This is a genomic window from Pseudomonas vlassakiae (genome assembly GCF_014269035.2).
GTDB lineage: Bacteria > Pseudomonadota > Gammaproteobacteria > Pseudomonadales > Pseudomonadaceae > Aquipseudomonas > Aquipseudomonas vlassakiae.
The window spans coordinates 143,106-159,336 of the sequence record NZ_JABWRP020000010.1 but is presented as its reverse complement, the minus strand read 5'-3'; the positions used below and the strand labels follow the sequence as shown (position 1 = coordinate 159,336).

Genomic DNA, 16,231 nt, shown 5'->3' with positions numbered 1-16,231 from the left:
CCGGACATCGCTTTCTCGTTATAAGGACGGCCAATGGCCCTTTGGCTTGGAGCGACTCATGAGTACCGATAAAGACGACCTGTCGATCGAAGATGACTTTGCTACCGCTGACGACGAAGCGGAGCCTCAGGTAGAAACCGCGAAAACCAACCTGAGCAAGCGTCGTACCATTGACAACCTCCTCGAAGAGCGACGCCTGCAACGGCAACTCGCCGATTTCGACTACGACCTTTAGCCCCCTCCAAAGCCTCCCTTGCGGAGGCTTTGTCCATGGCTGTTTCAGCTCAGGCCATGGCGGCGGGCCAGCTCGATCAGGTCCACCAGCGAATGGGCATTGAGCTTCAGCAACAGGCGCGTCTTGTAGGTGCTGACCGTCTTGTTGCTGAGGTACATGCTGTCGGCTATCTCCTTGTTGGAGCGTCCCCGCGCCAACTGCTGCAGGACCATCATCTCCCTGGCAGACAGGCGATCGACCATTTCCGTTTCGCTTACTCCTCCAACCCGGCCGCGTGACTTGTGCAAGGCCTGGTTCGGGAAATAACTGTAACCAGAGAGCACAGCCTTGATGGCGCTCAGCAGCTCGGTGAGCTCCTGCTGCTTGTATACATAGCCAGCGGCGCCCGCTTGCATGCAGCGCATGGAGAAATGCCCGGGCGCCTGCGAGGTCAGTACCAGCACACGACTGCCAGGACTCGCTGCTGCCATCCGGCCAATGACCTCCAGGCCGTCGAGCTTGGGGATGCCGATATCCAGTACGACAATGTCGGGAAGGTGTTCGCGAGTGAGCTGCAAGGCCGCTATGCCGTTGTCTGTTTCCGCGACAACATCGTACCCATGCCGCTCCATCAGCATGCGCACTGCCAAGCGTATGACCGGATGATCATCCACGATAAGGACTTTGTTCATACGATATCCATCATTCGTTATTTTACTTTGACGACGGCTTCACAATAACCGAGCAGAACGCTCAATGGCGCATCCATTCCCCCCTCAAATAACCGAATAGATGAACCCTACGTCGGTTTGGGAATTTTCCTACAAGAAAAAATTTACAACCTTGTCTCTAGAGTGATTGAGAACTTCTGAATGTGCTTGAGCGATTTGTTCCCGTCACATCCGCCGAACAATTCCCGCCCCCGGAAAAAGTCCACAATTTGGTTGAGGCAGTCAGTGGGTTATTCATAGGCAACACATGCAGGAGGCCACTAACATGACTGAGAACCAACCTGTCGCTCCGCTGACCATAATCGCCATATTTGCAGGCATCATCGAAGCCTCTGCCTTGGCTACCTTGCCTTTCCTCAGCGATAAAAGTCAGACCTACTACACCTGGTTCCTTGTAGGATTTCCTTTCTTCCTCACGGCACTGTTCTTCCTCACCTTGAACTTCAACTCCAAGTCCTTCTACAAGCCTGATCAGGCCGGGCCTCAGCCAAAAGCCGAGCCAGCGCTGCGCGCCGATACACAAGAAACAGTGACCGTGATGTTCTCCGGCCCTGACGCCCAGAAACGGATAGAACAACATGTCATGCAAGCCATTGCCCAACCGCTTGCCGAAAACAGGCACTGGCGCTTGTGCAATATGGATCTGCAACAGTGCGTACTTCTTTCAACCACCCGCCTGAGGGATAAGCCATGACATCGATCAGCCCCCATTCAAGAGGGCAAAAAAAACCCCGGCCAGAGCCGGGGTTCGTTTGCCACTTCAGCCGGGTGCTCAGAGCATCCCACGACCTTTGTTGGCAGCGATGCGCATGCGCAGCGCGTTGAGCTTGATGAAGCCGGCAGCATCGGCCTGGTTGTAGGCGCCGCCATCTTCTTCGAAGGTCGCGATGTTGGCATCGAACAGCGAGTCGTCCGACTTGCGGCCAACCACGATGACGTTGCCCTTGTACAGCTTCAGGCGCACGACGCCATTAACGCTGACCTGCGAAGCGTCGATCATCTTCTGCAGCATCAGACGCTCCGGACTCCACCAGTAGCCGGTGTAGATCAGGCTGGCGTATTTCGGCATCAACTCGTCTTTCAGGTGAGCGACTTCGCGGTCCAGGGTGATCGACTCGATGGCACGGTGGGCCTTGAGCATGATGGTGCCGCCAGGGGTCTCATAGCAGCCGCGGGACTTCATGCCCACGTAACGGTTCTCTACGATGTCCAGACGGCCGATACCGTTGGCGCCGCCGATGCGGTTCAGTTCGGCAAGCACGGTGGCCGGGGTCATGTCGACGCCGTCGATGGCGACGATGTCACCATTGCGGTAGGTCAGCTCGATGTAGGTAGCCTGGTCCGGGGCGTTCTCTGGCGAGACGCTCCAGCGCCACATGTCTTCTTCGTGCTCGGTCCAGGTATCTTCCAGCACACCGCCTTCGTAGGAAATGTGCAGCAGGTTGGCGTCCATCGAGTATGGCGACTTCTTCTTGCCGTGACGCTCGATCGGAATGCCATGCTTTTCGGCGTAGTCCATCAGCTTTTCGCGGGACAGCAGGTCCCACTCGCGCCATGGAGCGATGACCTTGACGCCAGGCTTGAGCGCGTAGGCACCCAGCTCGAAACGGACCTGGTCGTTACCCTTGCCGGTCGCGCCGTGAGAAATGGCGTCGGCACCGGTTTCGTTGGCGATTTCGATCAGGCGCTTGGCGATCAGCGGGCGGGCGATGGAAGTACCCAGCAGGTACTCGCCTTCATAGACGGTGTTGGCGCGGAACATCGGGAAGACGAAATCACGCACGAATTCTTCGCGCAGGTCGTCGATGTAGATCTCTTTTACGCCCATCGCCTGAGCTTTGGCGCGAGCCGGCTCGACTTCTTCGCCCTGACCCAGGTCAGCGGTGAACGTCACCACTTCGCAGTTGTAGGTATCCTGCAGCCACTTGAGAATCACCGAAGTATCAAGGCCGCCGGAATACGCCAGTACGACCTTTTTTACGTCCGCCATGCCATCACTCCACGGGGTTGTACGGAAAGGGGCCGATTCTACCGGCGTTGCGGATAAATTTACAGTGGGGCGACAGCTTCTGACGACAAAGCGACAGGAACTGTCGGTAGCGCGACGTGCTTGCCGTAAAAGGTTCAGCGCCTATCAGATCGAGCGCCGCCCGCGCGGCGCATCGCGGATAAATCCGCTCCTACAGATTGTTTCGGGCCAATCACGCCTGTACCGCCAACAGGGGTCGCCTTGGTGCATGACTGAAGACGATGAAAAGCAGTGATGCCCACCTTCATACCGAAGGAAACAAACAAGGCGAACAGCGGTGACCTCACAGGATTGACTGGCCCGAAACAAACCGTAGGAGCGGATTTATCCGCGATGCGCCGCGCGGGCGGCGCTCGATCTCACAGGCGCTGAAGATGTTGTGGCAAGCACCCTGTGGCGCTGATGAAATCAGGGTGCCTTCGCTCCGGGCGCTGGTGCAGCTGGCGCAGGCGGAACAGCAGATGCAGCCGGCACCGTTTGCTGCACCACCGGTTTCTCTGCCATCGCCACCCGATCCAGCTCGATATTCACCCGCCGGTTACGTGCCCGATTGGCCGGGCTGTTGTTTTTCACCAGCGGATAGCGCTCGCCATGGAAGCGCACGACGATCTGTTCTTCCGGCACACCATGGGCCTTGAAGTAATCGGCAACGGCCAAGGCCCGACGTCGCGAAGCATCGCGATTGGTCAGGCGGTTACCGCTGTTGTCGGAATGGCCGTTGAGTTCGATGTGGTTCACCGTCGGGTCAGCCTTGAGGTAATCGAGGATCACGTCCAGCCGCGCACGGGCATCGGCGTCCAGGTCGAAGCCGCCGCCCGGGAAGCCCACCTGGGTCTGGCGCACCTGGTCATAGTTCATCGGCAGCATCTTGCTGGCACAGGCCTGATAGTCGCCATAGGCCTTGGCGAAGCTGACCGGCAGCACGCGTACTTCCATCGCCCTGCCGCCTTCGCCGGTGTAATTGCGCACCACCGTGCTGCGTCCATCGAGCAGGCCGTTGATCAGGCGGCTGGCCTGGCTCTGCGACGAGCTGAACAGCACGCCGCTGCGGGCCATGCGCACAGCGCCGAGGTTCACATCCGCGCGGCCCGGCTGCCAAGGGGCAGCGGCAGCCAGCAAGGTGGCCGAACCTGCGCCCAGCACATTGCTGTGCGAACGCAGCTGGAACACCGGCTGCTCACCGGCCTTGCGCACGAACTCGCCACTGCCGAAACCGTCGATCGGCTGGATCAGGCGGCATTCGAACTGGTCACCCTCGACTTTCCAGGCGACATTCTCCATGCGGGTCTGGAAGGTCAGTGCACCGGCCGGCAGGCTGGCGACAAGGGTCAACAGGGCTAGGTAACGCTGGCGCACGGGTGGCTCCACAAATTCTGACGGCTTACAGGCAGGCTATCGGACGCTCGCCGGAAAACTTGATAGCCGTGCTCGGACCGGGGTTTTCCGGTAGCATTGGGGCCTGAGTTCGACCCGCCTGGAATTCCCAATGTCCGATCGCCTGACCCTCCTGCGTCCCGACGACTGGCACATCCATCTGCGCGATGGTGCCGTCCTGCCCCATACCGTTGGCGATGTGGCGCGTACTTTCGCCCGTGCCATCATCATGCCCAACCTGGTTCCGCCGGTGCGCAATGCCGTCGAAGCCGGCGCCTACCGCGAGCGCATCCTTGCCGCACGCCCGGCTGGCAGCCGCTTCGAACCGCTGATGGTGCTGTACCTCACCGACCGCACCAGCCCCGAGGACATCCGCGCGGCCAAGGCCAGCGGTATCGTCTACGCCGCCAAGCTGTACCCGGCCGGCGCGACGACCAACTCCGATTCGGGCGTGACCAGCATCGACAACATCTTCCCGGCCATCGAGGCCCTGGCGGACGTCGGCATGCCCTTGCTGGTGCACGGTGAAGTCACCCGCAGCGAAATCGACGTGTTCGATCGCGAGAAGCGCTTCATCGACGAGCACATGCGCCGCCTGGTCGAGCGCTTCCCGACCCTGAAAGTGGTCTTCGAGCACATCACCACAGGCGACGCCGCGCAGTTCGTCACCGAAGCCCCGGCCAACGTTGGTGCAACCATCACTGCCCAGCACCTGCTGTACAACCGCAACCACATGCTGGTCGGCGGTATCCGCCCGCACTTCTATTGCTTGCCGATCCTCAAGCGCAACACCCACCAGGTGGCGCTGCTGGACGCGGCCACCAGCGGCAACCCGAAGTTCTTCCTCGGCACCGACTCGGCACCGCATGCCCGTCACGCCAAGGAAGCCGCCTGCGGTTGTGCCGGCTGCTACACCGCATACGCTGCCATCGAGATGTACGCCGAGGCGTTCGAGCAGCGCAATGCGCTGGACAAACTGGAAGGTTTCGCCAGCCTGCATGGCCCGGCCTTCTATGGCCTGCCAGCGAACACCGACACCATTACCCTGGTTCGCGAAGAATGGACCGCCCCGGACAGCCTGCCATTCGGCGAGCAAACCGTGATCCCGCTGCGCGCCGGTGAGAAACTGCGCTGGCGCCTGCTGGAGGACAACGCGTGAGCGAAGACCTGTACGAAGACGACCAGGACGGTCAGGTCGGCGGCGGTTCGCGCCACCCGATGGCCGAGCGCTTCCGTGGCTATCTGCCGGTAGTCGTGGATGTCGAGACTGGCGGCTTCAACAGCGCCACCGACGCCCTGCTGGAAATTGCCGCAGTGACCATCGGCATGGACGAAAAGGGCTTTCTGTTCCCAGAGCACACCTACTTCTACCGGGTCGAACCGTTCGAAGGGGCCAACATCGAGCCGGCCGCGCTGGAGTTCACCGGCATCAAGCTGGATCACCCGCTGCGCATGGCGGTGAGCGAGGAAAGCGCGCTCACCGACATCTTCCGCGGTGTGCGCAAGGCGCTCAAAGCCAACGGCTGCAAACGGGCGATCCTGGTCGGCCACAACAGCAGCTTCGACCTTGGCTTCCTTAATGCGGCGGTCACGCGTAACGACATCAAGCGTAACCCGTTCCACCCGTTCTCCAGCTTCGACACGGCGACCCTGGCTGGGCTGGCCTACGGCCAGACCGTACTGGCACGAGCCTGCCAGAGCGCCGACATCGACTTCGACGGGCGTGAAGCGCACTCGGCGCGTTACGACACCGAGAAGACGGCCGAGCTGTTCTGCGGCATCGTCAACCGCTGGAAGGAAATGGGCGGCTGGCGCGACTTCAACGACTGACCTGAAAAGCTTCGCGGGCGAGCCCGCGAAGCGGCCAGAACAAGCTGGCACAAAAAAAACCGGCCACGTGGGCCGGTTTTTTCATGCGCATGGCAATTACAGCTTGCCAGCGTTCTCGCTCAGGTAAGCAGCCACGCCTTCTGGCGAAGCGGTCATGCCCTGGTCGCCTTTCTTCCAGTTGGCAGGGCAGACTTCGCCGTGCTCTTCGTGGAATTGCAGGGCGTCGACCAGACGCAGCAGCTCGTCCATGTTGCGGCCCAGCGGCAGGTCGTTGACGATCTGCGAACGGACAACACCGTTGGTGTCGATCAGGAAGGCGCCGCGGAAGGCTACGCCGCCTTCGGACTCGACGTCGTAGGCCTTGCAGATTTCGTGAGTGATGTCGGCAGCCAGGGTGTACTTGACCTGGCCGATACCGCCGGCATTGACCGGGGTGTTACGCCAGGCGTTGTGGGTGAAGTGCGAGTCGATCGAAACGCCGATCACTTCGACGTTGCGCGCCTGGAAGTCAGGGATGCGGTTGTCCAGGGCGATCAGCTCGGACGGGCAGACGAAGGTGAAGTCCAGTGGGTAGAAGAACACCAGGCCGTACTTGCCCTTGATAGCCGAAGCCAGGTTGAAGCTGTCGACGATTTCGCCATTGCCCAGGACAGCTGGGACGGTGAAGTCGGGGGCTTGTTTGCCAACGAGTACGCTCATTGTAATCTCCTGATGAGGGTGAAGAACCGTTTGCCGGGCCAAGGCAGGCTTGCCCGACATCCAACAAAGGCTGACCATCATACACGGCTTCCAGTGACAGGCCGAATGCAACCGTCGGTCGCTCAAGCACGGCCCTTTCAGAAAGTCCTTTGACAAGCATTCTCATTAACATTAAGCTCCAACCCATCGACTCAACCCGCGATGGTCAGCCCTTATGTATGTGTGTCTTTGTGTCGGCGTCACCGACGGACAGATCCGCGATGCGATCTATGAAGGATGCTGCAGTTACAAGGAAGTCCGTGCAGCGACCAACGTCGCCAGCCAGTGTGGCAAATGCGCCTGCCTGGCCAAAGAGGTGGTCCGTGAGACCCTCACCGAATTGCAGGTGAGCCAGCACGCCGCCCTGCCCTATCCGGTGGAATTTACTGCTGCCTGATATTACCGAATTCGAAGAACCGGACCCCGTGTCCGGTTTTTTTATGCCTGAATATCAATAAGTTAGGGTTCCAACGCGGTTCACAAACATTCTTATTCCTATTAATTTTCACTTATTATTCAAACACTTAGGTTTGACAGCCCCCCGTTACAGGCTCAAACTTCGCTGTATTGGCACACTTCTACAGGGCAGGAACCCGACATGAAAGGCGACGTAAGCGTCATCCAGCATCTCAACAAGATCCTCGGAAACGAGCTGGTCGCGATCAACCAGTACTTCCTGCACGCGCGCATGTATGAAGATTGGGGCCTGAACAAGCTCGGCAAGCACGAGTACAAGGAATCCATCGATGAGATGAAACACGCTGACAAACTGATCAAGCGTATTCTTTTCCTCGAAGGCATCCCCAACGTTCAGGACCTTGGCAAGCTGCTGATCGGTGAGCACACCAAAGAGATGCTCGAGTGCGACCTGAAGATCGAACAGAAAGGCCTGGTCGACCTGAAAGCCGCCATCGCCCATTGCGAAACCGCTGGCGACTTCGGCTCGCGTGACCTGCTCGAAGACATCCTCGAGTCCGAGGAAGAACACATCGACTGGCTGGAAACCCAGCTGGGCCTGATCGACAAGATCGGCATCGAGAACTACCTGCAGTCGCAAATGGGCGAAGAATAAAATTCCCGCCCCATGAAAAAACCCGCTCTGAGCGGGTTTTTTCATGGCTGCCTGATGATCAGGCTTCGGAAGCCTTGGCCTTGGCGGTGGCGTCCTTGATCAGGGTCTGCAGCTCACCCTTCTCGAACATTTCCAGCATGATATCGCTACCGCCAACCAGCTCGCCGGCTACCCACAGTTGCGGGAAAGTCGGCCAGTTGGCGTATTTTGGCAGGTTGGCGCGGATTTCCGGGTTCTGCAGGATGTCGACGTAGGCGAACTTCTCGCCGCAACCCATCACAGCCTGCGAAGCACGCGCGGAGAAGCCACACTGCGGGGCATTCGGCGAGCCTTTCATGTAAAGCAGAACGGTGTTGTTGGCAATCTGCTCTTTGATCGTTTCGATGATATCCATGTAGCACCTCGGCTGAACTTTCCGACGCGATCGTCGGCACGGTGAGGCATTGTATCGGAAAGCCGAGCAGCGTGCTCGGCCTTACCGTTGCTCAGGCAGCCTCGACCTGCACGGGCACGCCATTGAGCGCAGCATTGCCGGAAACCGCGTCACGCAGGCGCTCGTCCGTCAGGTCATTGGCGCTCACACCGGCTTGTGCCTGGGCGACCTGCAACTGAACGCCCTGGCGACCATGACCGAAACCATGGGGCAGGCTGACCACCCCGGGCATCATGTCTTCACAGGCCTGCACCTCGACTTCCAGCAGGCCAGTGCGCGAACGGATACGCACCCGCTGGCCATCCTGCAATTGCCGGTCATGCATGTCGTGGGGGTGCATCAGCAGTTGATGACGCGGCTTGCCTTTGACCAAGCGATGATAGTTGTGCATCCACGAATTGTTGCTGCGCACATGGCGTCGACCGATCAGCAGCAATTCGCCCGGCGCAGGAGGCGCCTGCGAGGCCAACCGCTGCAGGTCATCCAGCAGCACCTGCGGCGCCGCCTCGACGGCTTTGCTGGCGGTTGCCAGGCGCCTCGCCAGGTTGGCGCGCAGCGGTCCCAGGTCAAGCCCGTGGGGGTATTGCTCCAGCGCCTGCAGCGACAGGTTCCAGGCGCTGGCCTCGCCATAGCGCCCCTTGCGCAGGGCCAGATCGATCATCTGCGCTGGCGGCCAGGTCGGTTTCAGTTCCAGTTCTGCGCGCTTGGCGAAGGCCTGGGCGAGGCCGACGAAAATCTCCCAGTCATGCAAGGCACCTGCCGGCTTGGCCAGGATGGCGCGATTGAAACGGGTCACGTTGCGCACGGCCAGCAGGTTGAAGGTGCTGTCGTAATGGTCGTTTTCCAGCGCTGAGGTCGACGGCAGGATCAGGTCGGCGTGACGGGTAGTTTCATTGATGTAGAGGTCGATGCTGAGCATGAACTCGAGGCCTTCCAGCGCCGCATCCAGCTGCCGGCCATTGGGGGTGGACAGCACCGGATTGCCGGCGACCGTCACCAGGGCGCGCACCTGACCCTCCCCCGGGGTCAGCATCTCCTCGGCCAAGGCCGCCACGGGCAGCTCGCCCGCGTACTCCGGCAAACCCGAGACGCGGCTCTGCCAGGCATTGAAATGGCCACCTGAGGTGGCCGCCACCAGATCGACCGCAGGCTCGGTGCACAGCGCTCCACCCTCTCGGTCGAGGTTGCCGGTCACCAGGTTGATCATCTGCACCAGCCAGTGGCACAACGTGCCGAACGCCTGGGTCGAGACCCCCATGCGGCCATAGCAGACCGCCTTGTCCGCAGCGGCAAAGTCCCGCGCCAATTGACGTATCTGACTGGCGGCGATGCCACAGTGTGCGCTCATCGCTTCTGCGCTAAACGGCGCAATCGCTTCGCGTACCGGCTGCAGGCCGCTGACCGGCAAATGCGAGCCGCGCGTGAGCCCTTCATCGAACAAGGTGTTGAGCAGGCCACAGAGCAAGGCAGCATCGCCGCCGGGCCGGATGAACAGATGCAAGTCGGCCATGGCAGCGGTTTCGCTACGGCGGGGATCGACCACTACCAGGCGCCCCCCTCGACCACGCAGGGCTTTCAGGCGTTTTTCCACGTCGGGCACGGTCATGATGCTGCCATTGGAGGCCAGCGGGTTGCCACCAAGGATCAGCATGAAGTCGGTATGGTCGATATCCGGTATGGGCAACAGCAGGCCGTGGCCATACATCAGATGGCTGATCAGATGCTGTGGCAACTGGTCGACCGAGGTGGCAGAGAAGCGGTTGCGGGTCTTGAGCAGGCCGAGGAAGTAATTGCTGTGGGTCATCAGCCCATAGTTGTGCACGCTGGGGTTGCCCTGATAGACCGCCACAGCATTGCGCCCGTGGGCCTGCTGGACCGCCCACAACCTGTCGGCGGCCAAGGCGAAAGCTTCATCCCAGCCAATCGGCTGCCACTCGCTCCCGACCCGCCGGTGAGGCTGGCGCAGGCGGTCCGGGTCGTTCTGGATATCCTGCAGGGCCACTGCCTTGGGGCAGATGTGGCCCCGGCTGAATGGGTCTTGCGGGTCCCCCTTGATCGAGCTGATCAGCGCCTGCCCGTCTTGTTCATGGCTGACTTCAATGTTCAGGCCGCAGATCGCTTCGCACAGGTGACAGGCACGGTGATGCAGGGTCTTGGTCATGGCCGCTTCTGCCTTGGTGGTGTAAGGGCTGGTTGAGCAACGACTATGCGCCGCAGCACTCGCCCCGGCCAGCGTGCTTCGCGGCGTGAATCCCGCGACATCAGGCGTACGATTCGCGACAGCCATTTGCCAAATTGCCAGCAAGCCGTGTACAACCTTCTGTAGCAAATAAAAAACAGCACTGGCTCAAGGGGGATGACACCCTTTGTAACCTGTCAAGCACCCTCTGCTGTTTCCCCCTCTTGGTTTCAGGCGACATTTAATTATAGTATTGCGCCTTTCCCCATTTCGTCCGCCCCGTGCGGCTTACGCCGCAGGTCACCCCCGTTGTCAAAAAAAACCATACGGTCGACCTGCATACCGTTGCAGATAAGGTAGTCAATCATGAGCGCTAGGCACTTTCTCTCCCTGCTGGATTTCACCACCGACGAATTGCTCGGTGTGATCCGCCGAGGCATCGAGCTGAAGGACCTGCGCAAGCGAGGCGTGCTGTTCGAGCCCTTGAAGAATCGCGTGCTGGGCATGATCTTCGAGAAGTCCTCGACCCGTACCCGTGTGTCGTTCGAAGCAGGCATGATCCAGCTGGGTGGCCAGGCCATCTTCCTCTCGCCGCGCGACACCCAGCTGGGCCGTGGCGAACCGATCGGCGACAGCGCCATCGTGCTGTCGAGCATGCTCGACGTGGTGATGATCCGTACCCACGCCCACAGCACCCTGACCGAATTCGCTGCCAAATCCCGCGTGCCGGTGATCAACGCCTTGTCCGACGAGTCGCACCCGTGCCAGTTGCTGGCCGACATGCAGACCTTCTTCGAGCACCGCGGCTCGATCCAGGGCAAGACCGTGGCCTGGATCGGCGACGGTTTCAACATGTGCAACTCGTACATCGAGGCGGCCAGGCAGTTCGACTTCCAGCTGCGCATCGCCTGCCCGGAGGGCTACGAGCCCGATCCGCGCTTCATGGCCCTGGGTGGCGATCAGGTGCAGATTGTCCGCGATCCGCAGGAAGCCGTGCGCGGTGCGCACCTGGTGACCACGGATGTCTGGACTTCCATGGGCCAGGAAGAGGAAACTGCACGGCGCCTGGCGCATTTCGCGCCTTACCAGGTCACCCGCGCATTGCTCGACCTGGCGGCACCCGACGCCCTGTTCATGCACTGCCTGCCCGCCCACCGGGGCGAGGAAATCAGCCATGACCTGCTCGACGACCCTCGTTCGGTCGCCTGGGATCAGGCTGAGAACCGCTTGCATGCACAGAAGGCCCTCCTCGAATTCCTTGTCGAACCGGCTTACCACCACGCATGAGTCAACCCCTACTGCTCAACCTGCGCAACCTCGCCTGTGGCTACGGCGAGCAGCGCATCGTCCAGAACCTCAACCTGCATTTGAACGCAGGCGACATCGGTTGCCTGCTGGGTTCATCGGGTTGCGGCAAGACCACCACCCTGCGTGCCATCGCCGGCTTCGAGCCGGTGCACGAGGGTGAAATACAGTTGGCCGGCGAGGTGATTTCCCGCGCTGGCTTCACGCTGGCTCCGGAAAAACGCCGGATCGGCATGGTGTTCCAGGACTACGCCCTGTTCCCGCACCTGACCGTGGCGCAGAACATCGCCTTCGGCATCGCCAAGCACCCGAACCAGGCGCAGGTGATCGAAGAGATGCTCGAACTGGTCAAGCTCGCCGGCCTTGGCGGGCGCTACCCGCATGAGCTGTCGGGTGGCCAGCAACAGCGTGTCGCCCTGGCGCGTGCCCTGGCACCGGAGCCACAGCTGTTGTTGCTCGACGAACCGTTCTCCAACCTCGACGTGGAACTGCGCCGGCGCCTCAGCCACGAAGTGCGCGACATCCTCAAGAGCCGCGGCACCAGTGCGATTCTGGTGACCCATGACCAGGAAGAAGCGTTTGCCGTGAGCGATCACGTCGGTGTGTTCAAGGAAGGCCGGCTCGAACAATGGGATACGCCGTACAACCTGTATCACGAACCACAGACGCCGTTCGTGGCCAGTTTCGTCGGCCAGGGCTACTTCATCCGTGGCCAGATGAGCAGCCATGAAGCGGTCAATACCGAATTGGGCGAGCTGCGTGGCAACCGCGCCTACAGCATGGCGCCGGGCAGCTCGGTGGATGTGCTGCTGCGCCCTGATGACATCGTGCCGGCGCCAGGCAGCGCACTGCAGGCCAACATCGTCGGCAAGAGCTTCCTGGGTGCCTCGACGTTGTACCGTTTGCAATTGCCCACTGGCAGCCAGCTCGAAGCGATCTTCCCGAGCCACATCGACCACCAGGTGGGTGAGGACGTAGGTATCGCGGTGAAGGCCGATCACCTGGTGCTGTTCCCCGTGCCGGGCAGCGTCGCGACGCAGTCGGCGCGCCAGGAGAATGGGGTTCGCCGCTACAGCTCGGCGACCTGATTGCAGAACCCGGGGCCGCGGTGCGGCCCCAATGGTTTCAAACCTTACCGATGGCGGCGAATGCACCCTGGGTATGCTCGGCCAGCACCGCCGCCGCCAACTCGACCTCCAGCCCCCGCCGTCCGGCGCTGACATGGATGGTGGCAAAATCCTGCGCCGAATCATCGATGAAGGTGCGCAGCCGCTTCTTCTGCCCCAAGGGGCTGATCCCACCCACCAGGTAACCGGTAGCCCGCTGGGCCACAGCCGGGTCTGCCATTTCGCACTTCTTCACGCCAGCCGCATGGGCCAGCGCCTTGAGGTCCAGCGTCCCGACCACCGGCACCACCGCCACCAGCAACTCGCCCTTCTCGCTGCTCGCGAGCAAGGTCTTGAACACCTGCTGCGGTTCAAGGCCGAGCTTTTCCGCCGCCTCCAGCCCATAGGACGCCGACTTGGGGTCATGCTCATAGCTGTGCACGCGATGTTCGGCGCGGGCTTTTTTCAACAGGTCGAGTGCGGGGGTCATGCATTGCTCCGGTCCGGGACAGGTCGCGGCTACTTTAGGGCAAATCCTGCATCCCAGCCAGCCAACGGCTGACGCGGCCGTCTACGACGGGCTTCAGCCCTTGAAACAGGCGAGCAAAACGTGACTACCCGTTCACTTTCGACCTTTGACATCAGCGTTTCTTGTCTATATTTTTTCGTTTCTGAATAAATGGTGCACTTTTAAGGTGCGCTTCTTAACACCCGCCTGAGGTCAATGGGGATAGACATCAGGCTTTGCTGTCGAGCGCTTTGCGCCTCACAACAAAAACAACGAGGTCATACATGACGACTGCACTACGCGAACCCACTCTATCCAGCCAATGCCTGGCCGAGTTTCTCGGCACCGCCTTGCTGATCTTCTTCGGCACGGGTTGCGTCGCCGCCCTCAAGGTCGCCGGCGCCAGCTTCGGCCTGTGGGAAATCAGCATCATCTGGGGCGTCGGCGTAAGCATGGCGATCTACCTCACCGCGGGCATTTCCGGCGCGCACCTGAACCCGGCCGTGAGCATCGCGCTCACCCTGTTTGCCGGCTTCGACAAGCGCAAGCTGCCGTTCTACGCGCTTGCCCAGGTCTGCGGCGCATTCTGTGGCGCCGCGCTCGTTTACACGCTCTACAGCAACCTGTTCTTCGATTTCGAACAGGCCCACGCCCTGTTACGTGGCAGCACCCAGAGCCTCGAACTGGCCTCGGTATTCTCGACCTATCCGCACCCATCACTGTCCACTGGCCAGGCATTTCTGGTCGAGGTGGTGATCACGGCGATCCTGATGGCCGTGATCATGGCCCTGACCGACGACAACAATGGCCTGCCGCGCGGCGCCATGGCGCCTCTGCTGATCGGCCTGCTGATCGCCGTGATTGGCAGCGCCATGGGCCCGCTGACCGGCTTTGCGATGAACCCGGCCCGCGATTTTGGGCCCAAGTTGATGACCTTCCTGGCTGGCTGGGGCGAAATCGCCTTCACTGGCGGTCGGGACATTCCCTATTTCCTGGTTCCGGTGTTCGCACCGATCCTCGGCGCTTGCCTGGGTGCCGCTGCCTACCGCGGCCTTATCGCCCGCAACCTGCCGACGGCGCAAGGCGCAAGCGCCGAGACAACCGACAATCGCCAGGGCGATACTCAAGCCAACTGATGCTGGCGCCCTGAACTCCTCTTTTATGCAAGGCCTACGACCATGACAGACACCCAGGATAAGAACTACATCATCGCCCTGGACCAGGGCACCACCAGCTCGCGAGCGATCATCTTCGACCGCGATGCCAACGTGGTCGGTACCTCGCAGCGCGAGTTCGCCCAGCATTACCCGCATGCCGGCTGGGTCGAGCACGATCCGATGGAGATCTTCGCCACCCAGAGCGCGACCATGGTCGAGGCCCTGGCCCAGGCCGGTATCAGCCATGCCCAGGTGGCCGCGCTGGGGATTACCAATCAGCGTGAAACCACCGTGGTGTGGGACAAGGAAACCGGCCGACCGGTATACAACGCGATCGTCTGGCAATGCCGCCGCAGTACCGAGATCTGTGCCCAGCTCAAGCGAGATGGCCATGAAGACTACATCCGCGAGACCACCGGCCTGGTCACTGACCCGTACTTCTCCGGCACCAAGCTGAAGTGGATCCTCGATAACGTCGAAGGTGCCCGCGAACGCGCCGAGCGCGGCGAACTGCTGTTCGGCACCATCGATACCTGGCTGATCTGGAAGTTCTCCGGCGGCAAGGTGCATGTCACCGACTACACCAACGCTTCGCGTACGCTGATGTTCAACATCCACAGCCTGCAGTGGGACCAAAAGCTGCTGGAAATCCTCGGCATCCCGCGGCAGATGCTGCCCGAAGTTCGCCCCTCGTCGGAAGTGTACGGCCACACCAAGAGCGGCATCGCCATCGCCGGTATCGCCGGCGACCAGCAGTCGGCGCTGTTCGGCCAGATGTGCGTGGAGCCAGGCCAGGCCAAGAACACCTACGGCACCGGCTGTTTCCTGTTGATGAACACCGGCAACCAGGCCGTGAAGTCTTCCCACGGCCTGCTCACCACCATCGCCTGCGGCCCGCGTGGCGAGGTGGCCTATGCCCTGGAAGGCGCGGTCTTCAACGGTGGTTCCACCGTGCAGTGGCTGCGTGACGAGCTGAAAATCGTCAACGATGCGCTGGACACCGAATACTTCGCCAGCAAGGTCAAGGACAGCAACGGTGTGTACCTGGTGCCTGCGTTCACCGGTCTCGGCGCGCCCTATTGGGACCCGTATGCCCGCGGCGCGCTGTTTGGCCTGACCCGTGGCGTGAAGGTCGACCACATCATTCGCGCCGCGCTGGAGTCGATTGCCTACCAGACGCGCGACGTGCTCGACGCCATGCAGCAGGACTGCGGCCAGCGCCTGTCGGAACTACGCGTGGACGGTGGCGCAGTGGCCAACAACTTCCTCATGCAGTTCCAGGCCGACATCCTCGGTACCTGCGTCGAGCGCCCGAAAATGCGCGAAACCACCGCCCTCGGCGCCGCCTACCTGGCTGGCCTGGCCTGTGGCTTCTGGAGCGGCCTGGACGAACTGCGCGACAAGGCGATCATCGAGCGCGAGTTCAGCCCGCAGCTGGACGAGGCCGCCAAAGAAAAGCTGTACGCCGGCTGGAAGAAAGCCGTCGAGCGCACCCGTGACTGGGAAGATCACGAAGCGTAAATCAGGCCGGGGCCGCCACGCGGCCCCACTGGTC

General features: G+C 61.2%; 17 protein-coding genes. 10 read left to right on the top strand and 7 right to left on the bottom strand.

Annotation, left to right across the window (positions count from 1 at the left end; all coding sequences use genetic code 11):
• The first annotated feature begins 58 nt into the window (after positions 1–58).
• Positions 59–235, top strand: coding sequence for a PA3496 family putative envelope integrity protein (locus tag HU738_RS15010; protein WP_027918964.1), 177 nt, complete (start codon positions 59–61; stop codon positions 233–235).
• A 44-nt stretch (positions 236–279) separates the two neighbouring features.
• On the opposite strand, the gene HU738_RS15005 is transcribed toward HU738_RS15010, so the two are convergent.
• A complete protein-coding gene (locus HU738_RS15005; protein ID WP_186601360.1) occupies positions 280–906 on the bottom strand; it encodes a response regulator transcription factor in 627 nt (208 codons plus the stop codon).
• A 304-nt stretch (positions 907–1,210) separates the two neighbouring features.
• On the opposite strand from HU738_RS15005, the gene HU738_RS15000 reads away from it, so the two are divergent.
• Positions 1,211–1,639, top strand: coding sequence for a hypothetical protein (locus HU738_RS15000; RefSeq protein ID WP_186601359.1), 429 nt, complete (start codon positions 1,211–1,213; stop codon positions 1,637–1,639).
• 78 nt (positions 1,640–1,717) lie between these two features.
• On the opposite strand, the gene HU738_RS14995 is transcribed toward HU738_RS15000, so the two are convergent.
• A complete protein-coding gene (locus HU738_RS14995; protein WP_186601358.1) occupies positions 1,718–2,935 on the bottom strand; it encodes an argininosuccinate synthase in 1,218 nt (405 codons plus the stop codon).
• 447 nt (positions 2,936–3,382) lie between these two features.
• The gene (locus HU738_RS14990) at positions 3,383–4,330 is read right to left on the bottom strand and encodes a flagellar protein MotY (RefSeq protein WP_176506030.1); all 948 of its coding nucleotides are present in this window, start codon (positions 4,328–4,330) and stop codon (positions 3,383–3,385) included.
• Positions 4,331–4,460: 130 nt separating this feature from the next.
• Between HU738_RS14990 and pyrC the strand changes: the two genes are divergently transcribed.
• On the top strand, positions 4,461–5,507 hold the full coding sequence (gene pyrC, locus HU738_RS14985; RefSeq protein ID WP_186601357.1) for a dihydroorotase: 1,047 nt from the start codon (positions 4,461–4,463) through the stop codon (positions 5,505–5,507).
• A 59-nt stretch (positions 5,508–5,566) separates the two neighbouring features.
• The gene (gene rnt, locus HU738_RS14980; RefSeq protein ID WP_225923474.1) at positions 5,567–6,178 is read left to right on the top strand and encodes a ribonuclease T; all 612 of its coding nucleotides are present in this window, start codon (positions 5,567–5,569) and stop codon (positions 6,176–6,178) included.
• A 96-nt stretch (positions 6,179–6,274) separates the two neighbouring features.
• Here the strand turns inward: rnt and HU738_RS14975 are convergent, their stop codons facing one another.
• On the bottom strand, positions 6,275–6,877 hold the full coding sequence (locus HU738_RS14975) for a peroxiredoxin (protein WP_027918971.1): 603 nt from the start codon (positions 6,875–6,877) through the stop codon (positions 6,275–6,277).
• A 214-nt stretch (positions 6,878–7,091) separates the two neighbouring features.
• Between HU738_RS14975 and HU738_RS14970 the strand changes: the two genes are divergently transcribed.
• On the top strand, positions 7,092–7,313 hold the full coding sequence (locus tag HU738_RS14970) for a bacterioferritin-associated ferredoxin (RefSeq protein WP_054885863.1): 222 nt from the start codon (positions 7,092–7,094) through the stop codon (positions 7,311–7,313).
• Positions 7,314–7,514: 201 nt separating this feature from the next.
• Positions 7,515–7,988, top strand: a complete 474-nt coding sequence (gene bfr / locus HU738_RS14965) for a bacterioferritin (RefSeq protein ID WP_176506029.1) — start codon at positions 7,515–7,517, stop codon at positions 7,986–7,988.
• 58 nt (positions 7,989–8,046) lie between these two features.
• Here bfr and grxD read toward each other — a convergent pair whose 3' ends face one another.
• Both grxD and HU738_RS14955 read right to left on the bottom strand, forming a co-directional pair.
• Positions 8,047–8,382, bottom strand: coding sequence for a Grx4 family monothiol glutaredoxin (grxD, locus tag HU738_RS14960; protein ID WP_054885865.1), 336 nt, complete (start codon positions 8,380–8,382; stop codon positions 8,047–8,049).
• 91 nt (positions 8,383–8,473) lie between these two features.
• A complete protein-coding gene (locus tag HU738_RS14955; protein WP_186601356.1) occupies positions 8,474–10,582 on the bottom strand; it encodes a molybdopterin oxidoreductase family protein in 2,109 nt (702 codons plus the stop codon).
• A 384-nt stretch (positions 10,583–10,966) separates the two neighbouring features.
• Here HU738_RS14955 and argF point away from each other — a divergent pair, with 384 nt between their 5' ends.
• Both argF and HU738_RS14945 read left to right on the top strand, forming a co-directional pair.
• Positions 10,967–11,887, top strand: a complete 921-nt coding sequence (gene argF, locus HU738_RS14950) for an ornithine carbamoyltransferase (protein WP_186601355.1) — start codon at positions 10,967–10,969, stop codon at positions 11,885–11,887.
• Positions 11,884–12,993 carry an ABC transporter ATP-binding protein gene (locus HU738_RS14945; RefSeq protein WP_054885868.1) on the top strand — a complete coding sequence of 370 codons (1,110 nt, stop codon included), beginning with the start codon at positions 11,884–11,886 and terminating at the stop codon, positions 12,991–12,993. Before argF ends, HU738_RS14945 begins: the two co-directional genes overlap by 4 nt.
• 37 nt (positions 12,994–13,030) lie before the next feature.
• On the opposite strand, the gene ybaK is transcribed toward HU738_RS14945, so the two are convergent.
• Positions 13,031–13,501, bottom strand: coding sequence for a Cys-tRNA(Pro) deacylase (ybaK, locus tag HU738_RS14940; protein WP_054885869.1), 471 nt, complete (start codon positions 13,499–13,501; stop codon positions 13,031–13,033).
• 302 nt (positions 13,502–13,803) lie between these two features.
• Between ybaK and HU738_RS14935 the strand changes: the two genes are divergently transcribed.
• Positions 13,804–14,655, top strand: coding sequence for an MIP/aquaporin family protein (locus tag HU738_RS14935; protein WP_176506026.1), 852 nt, complete (start codon positions 13,804–13,806; stop codon positions 14,653–14,655).
• 42 nt (positions 14,656–14,697) lie between these two features.
• Positions 14,698–16,197: a glycerol kinase GlpK gene (glpK, locus tag HU738_RS14930; protein ID WP_176506025.1), complete on the top strand. Its 1,500-nt coding sequence runs from the start codon at positions 14,698–14,700 to the stop codon at positions 16,195–16,197.
• Positions 16,198–16,231 lie beyond the last annotated feature (34 nt).

What these genes read in the sequence shown, in the direction of transcription:
- HU738_RS15010 (WP_027918964.1), top strand. Translation starts at nt 59, where the DNA reads ATGAGTACCGATAAAGACGACCTGTCGATCGAAGATGACTTTGCTACC.
- HU738_RS15005 (WP_186601360.1), bottom strand. Translation starts at nt 906, where the DNA reads ATGAACAAAGTCCTTATCGTGGATGATCATCCGGTCATACGCTTGGCA.
- HU738_RS15000 (WP_186601359.1), top strand. Translation starts at nt 1,211, where the DNA reads ATGACTGAGAACCAACCTGTCGCTCCGCTGACCATAATCGCCATATTT.
- HU738_RS14995 (WP_186601358.1), bottom strand. Translation starts at nt 2,935, where the DNA reads ATGGCGGACGTAAAAAAGGTCGTACTGGCGTATTCCGGCGGCCTTGAT.
- pyrC (WP_186601357.1), top strand. Translation starts at nt 4,461, where the DNA reads ATGTCCGATCGCCTGACCCTCCTGCGTCCCGACGACTGGCACATCCAT.
- rnt (WP_225923474.1), top strand. Translation starts at nt 5,567, where the DNA reads ATGGCCGAGCGCTTCCGTGGCTATCTGCCGGTAGTCGTGGATGTCGAG.
- HU738_RS14975 (WP_027918971.1), bottom strand. Translation starts at nt 6,877, where the DNA reads ATGAGCGTACTCGTTGGCAAACAAGCCCCCGACTTCACCGTCCCAGCT.
- HU738_RS14970 (WP_054885863.1), top strand. Translation starts at nt 7,092, where the DNA reads ATGTATGTGTGTCTTTGTGTCGGCGTCACCGACGGACAGATCCGCGAT.
- bfr (WP_176506029.1), top strand. Translation starts at nt 7,515, where the DNA reads ATGAAAGGCGACGTAAGCGTCATCCAGCATCTCAACAAGATCCTCGGA.
- grxD (WP_054885865.1), bottom strand. Translation starts at nt 8,382, where the DNA reads ATGGATATCATCGAAACGATCAAAGAGCAGATTGCCAACAACACCGTT.
- HU738_RS14955 (WP_186601356.1), bottom strand. Translation starts at nt 10,582, where the DNA reads ATGACCAAGACCCTGCATCACCGTGCCTGTCACCTGTGCGAAGCGATC.
- argF (WP_186601355.1), top strand. Translation starts at nt 10,967, where the DNA reads ATGAGCGCTAGGCACTTTCTCTCCCTGCTGGATTTCACCACCGACGAA.
- HU738_RS14945 (WP_054885868.1), top strand. Translation starts at nt 11,884, where the DNA reads ATGAGTCAACCCCTACTGCTCAACCTGCGCAACCTCGCCTGTGGCTAC.
- ybaK (WP_054885869.1), bottom strand. Translation starts at nt 13,501, where the DNA reads ATGACCCCCGCACTCGACCTGTTGAAAAAAGCCCGCGCCGAACATCGC.
- HU738_RS14935 (WP_176506026.1), top strand. Translation starts at nt 13,804, where the DNA reads ATGACGACTGCACTACGCGAACCCACTCTATCCAGCCAATGCCTGGCC.
- glpK (WP_176506025.1), top strand. Translation starts at nt 14,698, where the DNA reads ATGACAGACACCCAGGATAAGAACTACATCATCGCCCTGGACCAGGGC.